This is a genomic window from Pararobbsia silviterrae, from assembly GCF_003628125.1.
Classification (GTDB): domain Bacteria; phylum Pseudomonadota; class Gammaproteobacteria; order Burkholderiales; family Burkholderiaceae; genus Pararobbsia; species Pararobbsia silviterrae.
In genome coordinates this window covers 404,818-419,277 of sequence record NZ_RBZU01000002.1, presented here as the reverse complement: position 1 = coordinate 419,277, position 14,460 = coordinate 404,818, and the positions used below count along the sequence as shown (strand labels likewise).

14 protein-coding genes are annotated in these 14,460 nt (G+C 64.6%); 4 read left to right on the top strand and 10 right to left on the bottom strand.

All coding sequences use genetic code 11. The features are described 5' to 3' along the window. Positions 1–472 precede the first annotated feature (472 nt). Complete coding sequence (locus tag D7S86_RS07215; protein WP_121084970.1) at positions 473–1,237, top strand: SDR family oxidoreductase; 765 nt, start codon at positions 473–475, stop codon at positions 1,235–1,237. Positions 1,238–1,305: 68 nt separating this feature from the next. On the opposite strand, the gene D7S86_RS07210 is transcribed toward D7S86_RS07215, so the two are convergent. Beyond that, positions 1,306–2,232, bottom strand: coding sequence for a LysR family transcriptional regulator (locus tag D7S86_RS07210; protein ID WP_121084968.1), 927 nt, complete (start codon positions 2,230–2,232; stop codon positions 1,306–1,308). A gap of 112 nt (positions 2,233–2,344) precedes the next feature. Here D7S86_RS07210 and D7S86_RS07205 point away from each other — a divergent pair, with 112 nt between their 5' ends. From D7S86_RS07205 to D7S86_RS29910, 3 genes are all read left to right on the top strand, one after another. Then, the gene (locus D7S86_RS07205) at positions 2,345–3,184 is read left to right on the top strand and encodes an alpha/beta fold hydrolase (protein ID WP_121084966.1); all 840 of its coding nucleotides are present in this window, start codon (positions 2,345–2,347) and stop codon (positions 3,182–3,184) included. Between the two features lie 251 nt (positions 3,185–3,435). Next, positions 3,436–3,951, top strand: coding sequence for an SRPBCC family protein (locus D7S86_RS29915; RefSeq protein ID WP_205962760.1), 516 nt, complete (start codon positions 3,436–3,438; stop codon positions 3,949–3,951). Then, positions 3,903–4,817: an NAD(P)-dependent oxidoreductase gene (locus tag D7S86_RS29910; protein WP_338069166.1), complete on the top strand. Its 915-nt coding sequence runs from the start codon at positions 3,903–3,905 to the stop codon at positions 4,815–4,817. Before D7S86_RS29915 ends, D7S86_RS29910 begins: the two co-directional genes overlap by 49 nt. 29 nt (positions 4,818–4,846) lie before the next feature. Here D7S86_RS29910 and D7S86_RS07195 read toward each other — a convergent pair whose 3' ends face one another. The 9 genes from D7S86_RS07195 to D7S86_RS07155 form a co-directional block, all read right to left on the bottom strand. Further along, positions 4,847–5,827, bottom strand: coding sequence for a sugar kinase (locus D7S86_RS07195; protein WP_121084964.1), 981 nt, complete (start codon positions 5,825–5,827; stop codon positions 4,847–4,849). Between the two features lie 69 nt (positions 5,828–5,896). After that, positions 5,897–6,901 (bottom strand): ABC transporter permease, encoded by a 1,005-nt coding sequence (locus D7S86_RS07190; protein WP_121084962.1) that lies wholly within the window; start codon positions 6,899–6,901, stop codon positions 5,897–5,899. Positions 6,902–6,915: 14 nt separating this feature from the next. Then, positions 6,916–7,899, bottom strand: a complete 984-nt coding sequence (locus D7S86_RS07185; RefSeq protein ID WP_158601888.1) for an ABC transporter permease — start codon at positions 7,897–7,899, stop codon at positions 6,916–6,918. Between the two features lie 26 nt (positions 7,900–7,925). Then, positions 7,926–9,494: a sugar ABC transporter ATP-binding protein gene (locus D7S86_RS07180; RefSeq protein WP_121084959.1), complete on the bottom strand. Its 1,569-nt coding sequence runs from the start codon at positions 9,492–9,494 to the stop codon at positions 7,926–7,928. Positions 9,495–9,567: 73 nt separating this feature from the next. Further along, complete coding sequence (locus D7S86_RS07175) at positions 9,568–10,602, bottom strand: substrate-binding domain-containing protein (RefSeq protein WP_121084957.1); 1,035 nt, start codon at positions 10,600–10,602, stop codon at positions 9,568–9,570. A gap of 117 nt (positions 10,603–10,719) precedes the next feature. After that, on the bottom strand, positions 10,720–11,499 hold the full coding sequence (locus D7S86_RS07170; RefSeq protein ID WP_158601887.1) for an SDR family NAD(P)-dependent oxidoreductase: 780 nt from the start codon (positions 11,497–11,499) through the stop codon (positions 10,720–10,722). Positions 11,500–11,511: 12 nt separating this feature from the next. After that, a complete protein-coding gene (locus tag D7S86_RS07165) occupies positions 11,512–12,651 on the bottom strand; it encodes a mandelate racemase/muconate lactonizing enzyme family protein (protein WP_205962758.1) in 1,140 nt (379 codons plus the stop codon). A gap of 26 nt (positions 12,652–12,677) precedes the next feature. Continuing rightward, positions 12,678–13,367 (bottom strand): GntR family transcriptional regulator, encoded by a 690-nt coding sequence (locus D7S86_RS07160; protein ID WP_121084951.1) that lies wholly within the window; start codon positions 13,365–13,367, stop codon positions 12,678–12,680. Between the two features lie 111 nt (positions 13,368–13,478). Beyond that, on the bottom strand, positions 13,479–14,375 hold the full coding sequence (locus tag D7S86_RS07155) for an SMP-30/gluconolactonase/LRE family protein (RefSeq protein WP_121084949.1): 897 nt from the start codon (positions 14,373–14,375) through the stop codon (positions 13,479–13,481). Between the last annotated feature and the right edge of the window lie 85 nt (positions 14,376–14,460).

Here is a 14,460-nt window from a genome sequence, read left to right as displayed (position 1 = left end):
TGCGTCGATGAGGTACGTCGATGAGGTGCGTCGATGAGGTGCGTCGATTAGGTGCGTCGATGAGGTGCGTCGATGAGGTGCGTCGATTAGGTGCGTCGATGAGGTACGCCGCCTGAATCGGCCGACTCAGTCGCCTTCCAAGGGCCTTGGCGACGGTGCGACGCACCGTCGCTCGCTCGTTAACACCGGCCCGTGGCCGCCGCGCGCTGCCTGCGCGTTCTTCATCGATACCGTCATCGATACTCCGCTCGATGACGTGCCACGTTCGGACAGATCGGTCCTGTATCGCGCAGCTTGCCGCGTCCGACCCGCTCCTCCACAATCGCTGCACTCGGCACTCGACACCCAACGCAACACGGCATGGGCATGCGAAGTTCGATGCGCCACGTCGTGCCGCGGCCCCGCTACCCCATTGCATCCACGATTCGCATCGCTCGGATCGGACTCGGCGATCCCATCGAGAGGACAGACCATGAAGCATCCGCTATTCGACTTGACGGGTCGACGCGCCCTGATCACGGGCTCAAGCCAGGGTATCGGCTTCGCGCTTGCCGAGGCGCTCGCCAGTCACGGCGCCTCGATCATCCTCAACGGACGCAATCCGGACAACGTGCTCGCAGCGGCGCATGGACTTTCGGCCAAAGGGTACGCGGTCACGACCGCCGCGTTCGACGTCACCGATCAGAACGCCGTGTGTCAGGCCGTCGCCGAGATCGAGGCTCAAGGCCCGATCGACATCCTGATCAACAATGCGGGGATCCAGTATCGGGCGCCGCTCGAGTCGTTTCCCGCCGAGCAATTCGAAGCACTGCTTCAGACCAATGTGGGCAGCGTGTTCTATGTGAGTCAGCCTGTTGCGCGCGCGATGATCCAACGGCAGCGCGGCAAGATCATCCATATCGCGTCGGTGCAAAGCGAACTCGCACGCCCCGGGATCGGACCGTACACCGCGACAAAAGGCGCGATTCGCAACCTGACCCGCGCGATGTCCGCCGAATGGGCGCGGCACGGATTACAAGTGAATGCGATCGCGCCCGGCTATTTCCGAACGCCGCTCAACGAAGCGCTCGTCCATGACCCGGCGTTCTCGACATGGCTCGAAAAGCGCACGCCCGCAGGCCGGTGGGGCAATGTCGACGAACTCTGGGGCGCGGCCATCTTTCTGGCCAGCGACGCGTCGTCGTTCGTCAACGGCCACACGCTCTATGTCGACGGCGGCATCACGACCAGCCTGTAACGCGCGTCGTTCCGATAAGCCCGATTAGCCCGATAAGCCCAAGACCGGCTGTCGTTCATGTCCCGCCTTCAACGCCGCTTACGCCGGCCGCCGCGGTCCCACGGCGGCACGCCTTCAAACGCCTCGGCAAGATAGTCGACAAAGCGGCGCACCTTGAGCGGGATGCGCCGCGCGCTCGGATACACCGCTTGAATATCCAGATCGGCCGCACGATAGCCGGGCAGCAATGCCACGAGCGCGCCCCGCCTCAGGTGTTCGCCGAACACGAAGGTCGGACCATACGCGACACCGGCGCCCGCGAGAGCCGCGGCAAGCAACATCTGCGTGTTGTTCGCCGTCAATCGACGCGGGCCATCGACACGGTGCGCGCGGCCATCCGCATCGAGCAATGTCCAGTCCCCGGCCGACACGGCCTCGCTGAAAACGAGGCGCGGCGCACGGCGCAACGCATCGGGTTCGCTCGGCACGCCATGGCGTTCGAGATACGACGGGGACGCGCACACAACCATGCGGCACGGCGCAAGCCGTCGGATCACGAGTCCCGGATCCTGCAGCCGTCCGATCCGGATCGCCACGTCGACACCCGCATCGATGAGATCGATATAGCGGTCCCCGAGCACCACGTCGACATTGACGTTCGGGTGATCCTCAAGATAACGCGCGACCACCTCGCCGACATGCATCGCGCCGAACGTCACGGGCGCGGCGACCCTCAACACGCCACGCGCATTCCCCTGCGCATCGCTCGCTTCTCGATTCGCTTCGTCGAACGCTTCGAGAATGCGCTTGCAGCGCTCGTAGTACGCCTGGCCCGCATCGGTCACGTTCAAGCGCCGCGTCGTGCGCTGAAGCAGGCGCGTGTTCAGATCCGCTTCGATGGCGCTCACATGTTTGCCGGCCATCGCCGCCGATAACCCGAAGCGGCGCGCCGCCGCCACGAGGCTGCCCTCCTCCACGGCCGCGACAAAGACGCCAAGGCTCGTCATCCGGTCCATTCCCCCTCCGATTCGATCGCGAGACGATCGACTAATCACACTGATTCGCTCATTATCAAACACAAAGCGCGAATCTAAGATCGAGCCCGTCACTCAGGAGAAAGGCTCGAACATGAAAATCCATTCGAACGGTACGCAGATTCACGTAACGCAGCGAGGTAACGGCGCCTTGGCGCTCGTCTTCCTGCATTACTACGGCGGATCCTCGCGCACATGGGACGGCGTCGCGGACGCGCTCGCCGAGCAAAACCGGATCGTCGCGATCGATCACCGCGGCTGGGGCGATTCGGATGCGCCCGCCGACGGTTATCGGATCGCCGACCTGGCTGCCGATGCGCAAGGCGTCATCGAGGCACTGGGCCTGCAGCGCTACGTCCTCGTGGGTCACTCGATGGGCGGCAAGGTCGCCCAGCGCATCGCGTCGGATCGTCCGCGCGGACTCGAAGGTCTCGTGCTCGTCGCCCCTTCGCCGCCCTCGCCGATGCACCTTTCCGACGAACAACGCGCGACCTTGAGCAGCGCGTATCAATCGCGCGAATCGGTCGAGTTCGTCATCGATCACGTCCTCACGGCGCGACCGCTCGATGCCGCGCGCCGCATGCAGGTCATCGAGGACAGTCTGAAAGGCGCGCCCCAGGCCAAGACCGCATGGCCGAACATCGCCATGCAGGAAGACATCACGCACGCCGTGGCGTCGATCGATACGCCGACCGTCGTGATCTGCGGCGCGCTCGATCAAGTCGAACGCGTCGCGACGCTTGAGACCGAATTGATGCCGCGTATCCCGCACGCGACGATGCATGTCCTGCCCGGCGTCGGACACCTGTCGCCGCTCGAAGCGCCGGCCGAGGTCGCGCAGATCATCGCGCGCTTCGTCGCTCAATTCGTCGCAACGATCGAAAACACACCGGCCGCACCTGCCTCGGCCGGTGCGTCCGCGCGTTCTGCCTAGCCCGCACGGCGCGCACGACCGGATTGGACGAAGATAAGCCAAGCGCTCGTTCAATCCGGTTCCACCGACGAATCCAGTCATCAGCACGATTGATGATCGAAATCCGGATTCGTGATTTCCCTTATTTCACGCGCGCGATCATCATGCTCGTCAGCAGGTCGCGCGTCGCCCTCACGTGCACGCCATCCCCGTCGTGCACGCGATGCCCATGACGGCGCGGCCCCTCCTTTTCATTTCGATCGGAAGCGCATATGAGCGACATCGTTTGGCCCGAGGGCTATGTACCGGGATTCACCGACAATTTCTGTTCCAACGAAGTCATCGTCACGGGACTGACCGTCGACGACGTCTGGCCTCTTCTGAACATTCCCGATCGTTGGCCGACCTACTACGCCAACTCGGCCAACACGCGCTTCTACGACGGCAAGGGTCCCGCGCTCGAAAACGGCGTGAGGTTCTTCTTCGAGACCTTCGGCTTTCCTGTCGAAGCACAGGTCGTCGAGCACGTCGCGCCCGTCAAGGGCCAGCCCGCTCGCGTCGCCTGGCACGGCTGGGCGGGCAGCACACCCGAGGATCGCCTCGACGTCCATCACGCGTGGCTACTCGAAGACCTGTCGGCGGGCCGCCTGCGGATCCTCACGCAAGAATCGCAGAAGGGCCAGCCCGCGATCGCGCTCGCCGCGGCGAATCCGAATCCGATGATCAACGGTCATCAGGACTGGCTCAACGGCCTCGTCGCGGCCGCACGCAAGGCCAAGCAATCATGAGCATGGCCGTCGCTGTGTTAGGCCTGGGCGCGATGGGCAGCCGCATGGCCGCGCGCCTGCTTGCGGCGGGTCATCCGGTCACGGTCTGGAACCGTTCGCCCGACAAGGCGCAGCCGCTCGTCGCGCAAGGCGCGCGTGTCGCGCCGACGCCGGCCGCGGCGGCACGCGATGCCGACGTCGTCATCGCGATGGTGCGCGACGATGCGGCGTCGAACAGCGTCTGGGTCGATCCGCACGACGGCGCGCTGATCGCGATGAAACCCGGCGCCATCGCGATCGAAAGTTCGACGCTCTCGCCCGACTATGTGGCCACGCTCGCGCGATTGGCCGAACACGCGGGCGTCAAACTGCTCGACGCACCCGTGTCCGGCTCGCGCGCCGCGGCCGATGGCGGGCAGCTCGTGTTTCTGGTCGGCGGCGACGCCGAAGTCTTCGAGCATGCATCGCCCGTGCTCAAGGCCATGGGGTCGGCCGTGCATCACGTCGGCCCGATCGGGCACGGCATGCTCGCGAAGCTTGCGACCAACGCGCTGCTCGGCATCCACGTCACCGCGTTCGCCGAGATCGTCGGACTGCTTCAGCGACACGGCGCGTCGGCGGCCAAGGTTCTGCAGGCCGTCAGCGCAACGCCGGTCTGGGCCCCCGTCGATGCGTATCTGTCGGGCACCATGCTGAGTCGCGATTTCCGCCCGCAATTTCCGATCGAGCTGATCGCCAAGGACTTCGGCTACGTGCTCGATGCCGCAGACGGCGCCGAACACGCGCCGACCGCGGCGGCCGCGCTGCAGGTGTTCAAACGCGCCGTCGAACACGGCCTCGGCGATCTGAACATGACCGGCGTCGTCAAGCTGTACGGCTCGAATTAAGCGGCGTTTAGAAGCACGATTAAGTCGGATCAGACGTGCTGCGGCTCGGCCGATCCGGACCGACGCCGCGCCTCGTATTCGTGCAGCGCCGCGCGCGTCGGAAACCCTTCGGAGTCGCCGATCACCTGTATCGCGAGGGCCCCGATCCAGTTTCCGCGCGCCACGGCGTCGGCCACCGATTGGCCCTCGATCAACGCGCTGATCACGCCTGCCGCGAACCCATCCCCCGCGCCGACCGTGTCCACGACGCGCTCGACCGGATAGGCGGGCACGTGCCCCGACGTCTCCGCCGTGCTGAAGTACGCGCCCTCTTCGCCCAGTTTGACGATCACGAGACGCGCGCCCCGCTCGAGATAAAAGCGCGCGATGTCCTCAGGCGTGCGATGCCCCGTCAAGATCGCCCCCTCGGCGAGGCCCGGCAGCACGATATCGGCCTGCGCGGCGAGCGCATTGAGCGTGTCGATCATCTCGCGTTCCGATCGCCACAACGCAGGCCGCAGATTCGGATCGAACGACACGGGCTTGCCCGCCGCGCGCATCGCCGACGCCGCATGAAACGCGAGTTGCCGCGTGTCGTCCGAAATCGCCGCGAACACGCCGCTCAAATGCAGATGCCGCGCGCCCGTCACGTAGTCGCCGACAAAATCGGCCACCGACAAGGCGCTCGCGGCCGATCCCTTTCTGAAGTACTCGGTCTTCGGGTCCGACCCGTCGTCGGTCTTCGTCTTGAGCATCATGCCCGTCGGGCGCGACGCATCGACGCGCACGCACGCGGCGTCGATCCGCTCGGCCGCGAGCACGTCGAGCACGAAGCGCCCGAACGAGTCGTCGCCGACACGGCTGATCCAGCCGACCGGATGCCCGAGCCGGGCCACGCCGATCGCGAAATTGAGCTCCGCGCCCGCAATCCGCTTGATAAACCCGTTCACGCGCGACAAAGGTCCATATTCGCTCGCGACGAACAACGCCATCGCTTCGCCCATCGTCACGACGTCGAGCGCTTGTGTCATGCTTTTTCCCCTACCTTTGTCCGAGCGCGCCGCACGCGGCCGCACTCGGAAAAACTGTACTTGGCATCGTCACGCATCGGGATCGAGACGCACGTTGATCGCGATCGCGACGATGATCACCACGCCGCTGATGGCGTCCTGGATATGCGGCGAAATCAGCAAGATATTGAGCAGATTGCTCAAGGTCGCCAGAAACAGCACGCCGAAGAATGCGTTGCGGATTGTACCTTTGCCCCCCGCGAGACTCACGCCGCCGACCACGACCGCCGCGATCGTGCCGAGCAGGAAGTTGTCGCCCGAGGTCGGCGAGACCGAACCCGTACGCGCGAGAAACAGGAAACCCCCGAGGCCCGCGAGCAAACCCGCGATCGTGTACACGCCGATCGTCGCGCGTTCGACCGGAATCCCCGACAAGCGCGCCGCGCGCCGATTGCCGCCGAGCGCATACAACATGACGCCGAAGCGGCTTCGCGCAAGCACGAAACCCACGAAGATCGTCACGCACACGAGGATATAGACGGGCGCCGGCAACGTGAGCATGCGCACCGCGCCGAGATTCGCAAAGAACGGATCGGGGTTGTAGATCGGCGCGCCGCCCGTGAACAGCATCGAGAGGCCGGCGAGCACGAGCGCCATCACGAGCGTCGCGATAAACGCGGGGATCCGCAGCACGACCACCATCAGACCGTTGATGAACCCCGCGGCCGCCGCGCCGAGGATCGCGACGGCGATCGCGGGCAGAAAGCCCAGGTACGGCAACGCATTGGACATGCTCATCTGCTGCTGCGCTTCGGAACCCGCCCCGCCCATGAAGATCGCCGTGACGACCATCAGCGCGACGATCGACAGATCGATACCGCCGGCGAGCATCACGAGCGCCTCGCCCAATGCGAGGACGCCGATCACGGCGCTTTGAAACAGGATGTTCGAGATATTCGTCGGTTCGATCAGACGGCCCGCCGACATCGCGGTCCCGAACACGACGAACAGCGCGAAGATCAGCACGATGGCGTTCTTGCGAACCCACGCGCCGCGCCACCAGGGGGTGCGTGCTTGATGCACGATGGTATTCATACGATGACTTCCTCTTACACGTGGTCGCGCTTGCGCTGACGGAACACACTCAAGCCGACGGCGACGACGATGACCAGGGCGCGCACGATGCTCTGGTAGTAGGGATCGATGCCGGTCAGATTCATGACGTTCGCAATGAGCTGATAGATCAACACGCCGGTCATGGCCTTGGGCAGACTCCCCTCGCCGCCGAACAGACGCGCCCCGCCGATCACGATGGCGGCAATCGAATCGAGCTCCCAGCCCGCGCCGACATTCGGCACGCCGCTATCGGAGCGGATCACGAGCGCAAGGCCCGCGATACCCGCGATCAGGCCCGACACCGCGTACACGCCGATCTTGATCCGGTCGGCGCGCACACCCGCGAGACGCGACGTCGTTTCATTGCCGCCGATCGCGTAGCAATGCAGCCCCGCGCGCGTGAGCCCGAGCCACAACGACAGCACGATCACGAGCGCGAGCCAGATCAGCGTCGGCGGCGTCAGCACGCCGCTCGCGCCGCTCAAGCCCGTAATCCAGGGATTGCTGACGAGCAGACTCTTTTCGCTGACGCTGAACGCGAGGCCGCGTGCCACGCCCATCATCGCGAGCGTCGTGATCAAGGGCTGCACGCGCCCCACGACGACGGCAACGCCGCTCGCGATGCCGCACGCGAGCGCGGCCAGCAAGCCTTCGGTGATCGCCAGCGCCAGATGCGTATCCGCGTGTTTGGCGATCAGCACGGACGAGAGCGCCATCACCGCGGCGACCGACAGATCGAATCCGCCGATCAGCACGACGAGGAACTGGCCGGTGGCGAGAATGCCGAGCACCGCGGCCTGCGTCAGCACGTTGCCGATATTGGACAGCGTCAGAAACGACGGACTCAGCCAGCACGCGACGACGAGCAGCGCGGCGAGAATCAGATACACATCGAGCGCGGACAGCACGTGCAACACGCGCTCGCGCGTACGGGGGGCGCTCGCCCCGGGGTGTTGAATCGACGCGTTCGGAGTCATGGCGGAACGAGAAGAAGAAAGAGGACTCATGCGTCATGCTCCACGGCGGACTGCGCAGCAGACTGTGAAGCGGGCTGTGAAGCGGGCTGTGAAGCGCGCGGCACCGCATAGCGCATGACTTCGACCTGCGACGCTTCGTCCGCGGTCAAGACCTTGACGGCGCGCCCCTCGGCCATGACAAGAATGCGATCGCTGAGCGAGAGGAGTTCGAGCATGTCGGACGACGCCATGATGACGGACACGCCCTCATCGACGAGCGAACGAATCAGCTGATGGATCTCGAACTTCGCATTGATATCGACGCCGCGGCTCGGTTCGTCGAGCAACAGAATCCGGCTGCGCGCCGCCAGCCATTTCGCGAGCACGATCTTTTGCTGATTGCCGCCGCTCAGCGTGCGCACGACCTGGTCGAGCGAAGGCGTCTTCACGCGGAGATTCTTGACGAGCTCCGTCGCGATATCGCGCAGCTTCGAGCGGCGCAGCAGCGACAGCCAGGAAATCTGCTTGAGGATCGGGAACGCGATGTTGTCCGCCACCGAACGTCCGAGCACGAGCCCGCTTTCGCGACGCTCTTCGGGCACGAGCCCGAGGCCGGCGCGAATCGCATCGCGCGGCGATCTGAAACGCACGCGCGCACCATTCACATGGATCTCTCCGGCAGCGGGCTCCGACATGCCGAACAGACATTCGAGCAGCTCGCTGCGCCCCGCGCCGACGAGACCGCCCAGACCGAGCACCTCGCCCTGGCGAAGCTCGAGGTCCACGTTTTCGAACTGCCCGGCGACGCTGAGCCCGCGCGTGCTCAGGACGATCTTGCCCGTGCCCGATGCGCGCTTCGCGTGCTGCGTCTGTTCGAGCGGACGCCCGACCATCGCCTCGATCAAATGATTCTCGTCGATGTCCTTGACGTCGTGCGTCTCGATCTTCGTGCCGTCGCGCATGATCGTCACGCGATCGCCGATCTCGATGATCTCCTGCAGCCGGTGCGAGACATAGACGATGCCGATGCCTTCGGCCTTGAACACCGCGAGCAGCTCGAACAAGTGCCGGATTTCATTGTCGGTCAGCGAGGCGGTCGGCTCGTCGAGCACCACGACGCGACTGTCGCGCGAGACCGCCTTGACGATCTGCACGAGCTGACGCTGCGCGGGTCCGAGATTGCGCACGGGCTCGTCGATCGGAAACCGGAGATTGAACCGCTGCATGAGGCGCACGACTTCGGCGCGCATCCCCGCGCGATCCAGCACGCCGCCGCGTCCCACTTTCTCGTGCCCGAGATAAATATTCTCGGCGACGCTCAGCGGCATCACGAGATCGGTTTCCTGATAGATGACGGTGATGCCGAGCGCATGGCTGAGCACCGGAGACAATGACGCATAGGTCTTGCCGTCGATCTCCACGCTGCCGGCATCGGGTGTTTCCGCGCCCGACATGACGCGCATGAGCGTCGACTTGCCCGCGCCGTTCTCGCCGATGAGGCAATGTATCTCGCCTGCGCGCAGATCGAAGTCGACGCCTTTGAGCGCTCGAACCCCGGGATACGATTTGACGATCCCTGTCATCCGTAACAGCGGGGTGCGATTTGGTTGATTCATAACGAACACTCCAGAAGCAGCCCGGCCGGCCGCGCTTCGCGCGCGGCCGGCGAGCTTCCTCGCGGTCTGCCGATCAGCAGCAGCCCACTCCCATTGCCTTGAGTTCCTTCAGGCGTTGCTCGATCAGCGCACGATGCTCGGGCGTATGCGCGTCGAACTCCTTCTTGTCCGAGTAGAGCACCGGCGCGACGGGCTTGCCGCTTTGCGAATCCGTGTACGCCTTGACCGCTTGCGCGCCGAACGTCGGCGGCGTTTGCACCGTGTAGCTCGCCCAGCCGTCGAGAATCGCGTGCAGGCCATCGGCGGTGCCGTCCTTGCCCCAGAGATAGCCCTTGAGGTCGTCGCGGCCGGCCGCCTTGATCGCCGTGAGGCCGCCGATCATTTCGTCATCGCTGTCGAACACGATGCCGTCGATCGAACCCTTCGGGAACGACTGAAGGAAATCTTCCGTGCACTTGCGGCCGCCGTCGCGGCTATAACGGCCGTCGCACGTACCGACGAACTGAATGCCGGGGTTCTTCGCGAACACGGCGTTCAAGCCCTTTTGCTCTTCAAGCACCGGCGCGGCGCCCGTATTGCCCGTCACGTGCAGCAGCTTGCCCTGCGGCTTGCCGTTCTTCTTCGTGAGTTGAGCGACGACGTCGTTCGCCACGCGTTCGCCGGTATCTTCATAGCTGATCGTCAGCAAGGTGATCCAGCCGTTCTTTCCGGGTTCGCCGGGCAGCGCGCGATCGGCGACGATGAGCGGCACGCCCGCCTTCTGGGCCAGGCCCGGCACCGGCGCGGCCGGCTCATATTCGACCGGCTCGACGATCAGGACCTTGGGCTTGCGCGACAGCAAATCCTGGACGTCGGAGAGCTGCTTGGCCGGATCCCAGTTCGCGTTGGTCCACGTAAAGTCGTAGCCGGCCGCGCGCCACGCCTTCTCCATTTCCTTCGTGTTCACGACACGCCATTCGTTTTCCATGCCCGACTGCGAAAACGCGACCAGCCCCTTGCTGCCGTCGGCATTCGCACTGAACGACGTGGTCAACGAGGTCGCCGCGAGCGCGAGACCCGCCGCAAGCCGTCCATAACGCATCCAGGTGTTGTTTCGCTTTCCTAACATTTACGTCTCCATGTAGTTAATGTTATTGCGCCACGCTTTGGCGTCGCGACCGACCGCATTCGAATCCGTCGTGCCGCCAAGACTTTGGAACCCGGCTCCGTCGAGCCGGGCGCGACCTCAGGTCATCAGAAAACCGCCCGTCACGTTCAGCGCCTGCCCCGTCATCGCGCTCGACTCGTCGCTCGCGAGGAACAGCATCGCGTTCGCGACTTCGTCAGGCTTCACGAACCGGTTCATCGGCGCGGCCTCTTCCCAGGCCTTGCGGACGTCGGCAAGCGACTTCCCTTCGACTTTCGCGTGATGGGCCATCACGTCCTCGATGCGATCGCCTTCGACCGGCCCCGGGCACACCGCATTCACGCGAATGTTGTGCGACGCGTTTTCGAGCGCGAGCGTCTGCGTCAGGCCGAGCAGCGCCCATTTCGAGCACACGTAGTCGGCGCGATACGGCAGGCCGCGCCGCGCGACGTTCGATGCGGTGCTCACGATCGCACCGCGCTTGGCGGCGATCATGCGCGGCAACACGGCGCGCGTGACGAGCATCGTGCCCGTCAGATTGATCGCGAGCGTCTCGCTCCATTCGTTGAGCGGCATGTCCTTCACGAGGTTGTAATGCCCGTTGAACCCCGCGTTGTTGATCAGCACGTCAATGCGTCCCGCGAAGGCATCCGCGGCTTGCGCCACGGTCTCGTTGACAGCCTGTTCGTCGCGCACATCGCATCGGTAGACCGTGCAGCGGCGACCGAGCTTCTCGATTTCGGCGCGCGTGGTCTCGGCGCTCTGGAAATCGAGAATGGACACGTCGGCGCCTTCTTTCGCGAACCGTATCGCAGCCACCTGCCCGACACCCGCCGCGGCGCCCGTCACCAGCACGTGCTTGTTGGCAAACCTCTCCAAGATATCCTCCGTTTATCGATCCAGAAATTGTTCGAGTGCGGACTCCTTGACCGTCACGCCGAGGCCCGGTCCGTCCGGTATCGCGATGCGTCCGTTTTCAAGCTTGAATTCATGCTCGAGCAGGTCGTCGCGCAAGGGGTTGTGTTTGCGGTCGAATTCGATGACCGGCTCGTTCTGCAACGGCACGGGATTAGCCGTATGCGGAATCAAGGGGATCGTCGCGATCGCCTGCAAGGCCGCGGCGACCGCGATGCCCGAACCCCATACATGGGGAATCACGGTCACGCCGTGCGTGCTCGCGAAGGCCAGAATCTGATGCAAGGCCGTGAAGCCGCCGCACACCGCGAGATCCGGTTGCGCGATATCGACGCAGCCCGTCCCGATGAGTTCCGCGAAGCCGTAACGCGTGAACTCGCATTCGCCGCCCGCGACGGGGATCGGGTTTTCCTGCCGCACGCGCCGGTATCCGGCCTTGTCTTCGGGCACCACGGGTTCCTCGAAGAACCGCACGTCGAGCGGCGCCATCATATGACCCATGCGGATCGCGGAAGACGCGTTGTACGCATGGTTCGCGTCGACGAGCATGCCGATCTGAGGACCGACCGCGCGACGAATGACGCTGAGCCGTTCGAAGTCGTCCTTGAGGCTCAACAGTCCGATCTTGACCTTGAGGAATTCGAAGCCCGCTTCGGCATAACCGGCGGCTTCCGTTTCGAGCGCGTCGAGCAACACCGGCAAGCGGCTGAAATCCTGCGGGTAGTAGCAGCCCGTCGCATAGGCGGCGACCGATTCGCGGAAACGCCCGCCGAGCATCTTCCAGACGGGTTGACCGACGGCCTGACCTGCAATGTCCCAGAGGGCGATGTCGATGGCCGACATCGCTTCGATATACGTGCCCTTTTGCCCGAAGTCGCGCGAGAAGTTATAGAGCTCTTCCCAGATGCGCACGGGTTCGGTGGGATCGCGCCCGATGAGCTTCGGGGCCAGCACACGATCGATGCACGTCGCGACGGGCTCGGGGGGGCCGTATTGACCGCCTTCGCCCCAGCCGACGAGGCCGGTGTCCGTCTCGATGCGCACGAGATAGCTATTGCGTTCGGGGAAAGCCGCTTGCGACGAGTAGAACAGCTTGTCGCCCAACGGAACACGCAAGATGAACGATTGAATCTTCCGGATCTTCATGTGGGTGGAGTGGAGTAAGAACGCTCTACGTCGGCAGAGCTGATGTGCGTGCTCAAGCGCTCGCGCGATTTTTCGAGGTGCTTGCGCATCGCGCGCGCGGCGCCTTCGGCATCGCGTTCGCAGACCGCCTTCATGATGGCGATGTGTTCGGGCAGCGCGATCTCGTACGCGGCCGACACCTTGCGCACGATCATGCGTTGCGCCCAGCGGATGAGCTCCATATGCGAGGACAGCGCTTTTTGCAGCCGCGGGTTGCCGCAGTGCACGTGGGCCAGCTCGTGGACGAGACGGTCCGTGGTCTGCAGCAGCGACGTGTCGCCGCGCTTGCACGCGTCTTCGGCATCGAGATAAGCCTGATAGACACGCTTCGCCTCGGCCTCGGGGACCGCGGGCGTCGCGCGCTCCACGGCCATGCATTCGAGCGCGATGCGCAGATCGAAGATCTCGCTGATCGACTGCGCGTTGATCGGCGCGACATAGACGCCCTTGCGCGCCTCGACGGTCACGAAGCCCTGGATTTCGAGCGCGCGCACGGCATCGCGAAACGGCGTCGAGCTGACTTTCCAGGCGGCCTGAAAGTCGGTCACGTTGATGCGCTGACCGGGCAGCATGCGGCCGCCGATGATCTCTTCCTTGAGTGCCAGTTCAACTTGCTCGCTCAGCGATGCTCTGTCGAAGACTTTCATATCGATTTCGTCCCGGGAGTAGACACGGTCCCTTGATGAACCGTGCGGATATCACACAGCCCAGCATTGTCCGGGAAACAGATTCGCGCGTCGTCGGCGCAAAACAAGGGCTTACCCTGCATAACGCGCCTCGCTAAGACCACGCACGCCGGGCTTGATCGCGAAGAGACTGCCCGCATGCGGTTCGCGCGCGCGGGTCGCATCGTCAAGCAGAAACCAGGCGGTCGTGATGTACAGCGTGTCGAGATCGGGGCCGCCGAACGCCACGCATGTCGGGTGCGACACGGGCAATGCGATTTCGCGGTCGATCGTGCCGTCGGGCCGATAGCGCACGACCTTCGCACCGCCCCACTGTGCGTTCCATAGATACCCTTGCGCATCGACGACCGAACCATCGGGTGCGCCGGCCGACTGCATCGTCGCAAACGGACGGCGGCCCGAAATCGCCCCGGTCGCGACGTCGTAGTCGAACGCGTCGATGCGGCGCGTCGCCATATCGGAGAAGTAGAGCGTCGCGCCGTCGGGACTCCAGCACGTCGAGTTCGCGCAGTGAATGCCGTCGAGCGTCGCGCTCACGCGATGATCGCGTTCGAGCGTATAGACGCGCGCATTCGGAAGCTGCGGCGTCTGCTCGTTCATCCCGCCGCAGACGAAGCGGCCCGCTGGGTCGACGCGTCCGTCATTGAGCCGCGTGTGCGGCGCGGGCGACGGCACGTCCGCGATCCGCGCGAGCGCGCCCGAGTCGAGATCGAGCAAGGCGAAAGCCGACGCGAGCGCGATCACGAGGCCGCCGGCCTCGCGCAACCCGATCGCGCCGACACGCTCCGGCAGCGGATAGCAGCGCGGCGCGGCGGTGCCCGACGGGTCCCACGCCCAGACCTGGGCGTCGTGGATATTGGCCCAGTAGAGCGTTGCGGTCCGCGCGTCCCAGACCGGGCTTTCGCCAAGGCATTGACGGCAATCGAGCACGACGCTCGCCTGCATCGAGTCAATGTTCGGGCTTGTCATGGTGTCTCTCGTAAAGTTTGATGCATATTGCCTGATGCATCATACATCACACATCAGGGAAATCCCGGAGGGACACCCACGGGGA

What these genes read in the sequence shown, in the direction of transcription:
- D7S86_RS07215 (WP_121084970.1), top strand. Translation starts at nt 473, where the DNA reads ATGAAGCATCCGCTATTCGACTTGACGGGTCGACGCGCCCTGATCACG.
- D7S86_RS07210 (WP_121084968.1), bottom strand. Translation starts at nt 2,232, where the DNA reads ATGGACCGGATGACGAGCCTTGGCGTCTTTGTCGCGGCCGTGGAGGAG.
- D7S86_RS07205 (WP_121084966.1), top strand. Translation starts at nt 2,345, where the DNA reads ATGAAAATCCATTCGAACGGTACGCAGATTCACGTAACGCAGCGAGGT.
- D7S86_RS29915 (WP_205962760.1), top strand. Translation starts at nt 3,436, where the DNA reads ATGAGCGACATCGTTTGGCCCGAGGGCTATGTACCGGGATTCACCGAC.
- D7S86_RS07195 (WP_121084964.1), bottom strand. Translation starts at nt 5,827, where the DNA reads ATGACACAAGCGCTCGACGTCGTGACGATGGGCGAAGCGATGGCGTTG.
- D7S86_RS07190 (WP_121084962.1), bottom strand. Translation starts at nt 6,901, where the DNA reads ATGAATACCATCGTGCATCAAGCACGCACCCCCTGGTGGCGCGGCGCG.
- D7S86_RS07185 (WP_158601888.1), bottom strand. Translation starts at nt 7,899, where the DNA reads ATGACTCCGAACGCGTCGATTCAACACCCCGGGGCGAGCGCCCCCCGT.
- D7S86_RS07180 (WP_121084959.1), bottom strand. Translation starts at nt 9,494, where the DNA reads ATGAATCAACCAAATCGCACCCCGCTGTTACGGATGACAGGGATCGTC.
- D7S86_RS07175 (WP_121084957.1), bottom strand. Translation starts at nt 10,602, where the DNA reads ATGTTAGGAAAGCGAAACAACACCTGGATGCGTTATGGACGGCTTGCG.
- D7S86_RS07160 (WP_121084951.1), bottom strand. Translation starts at nt 13,367, where the DNA reads ATGAAAGTCTTCGACAGAGCATCGCTGAGCGAGCAAGTTGAACTGGCA.
- D7S86_RS07155 (WP_121084949.1), bottom strand. Translation starts at nt 14,375, where the DNA reads ATGACAAGCCCGAACATTGACTCGATGCAGGCGAGCGTCGTGCTCGAT.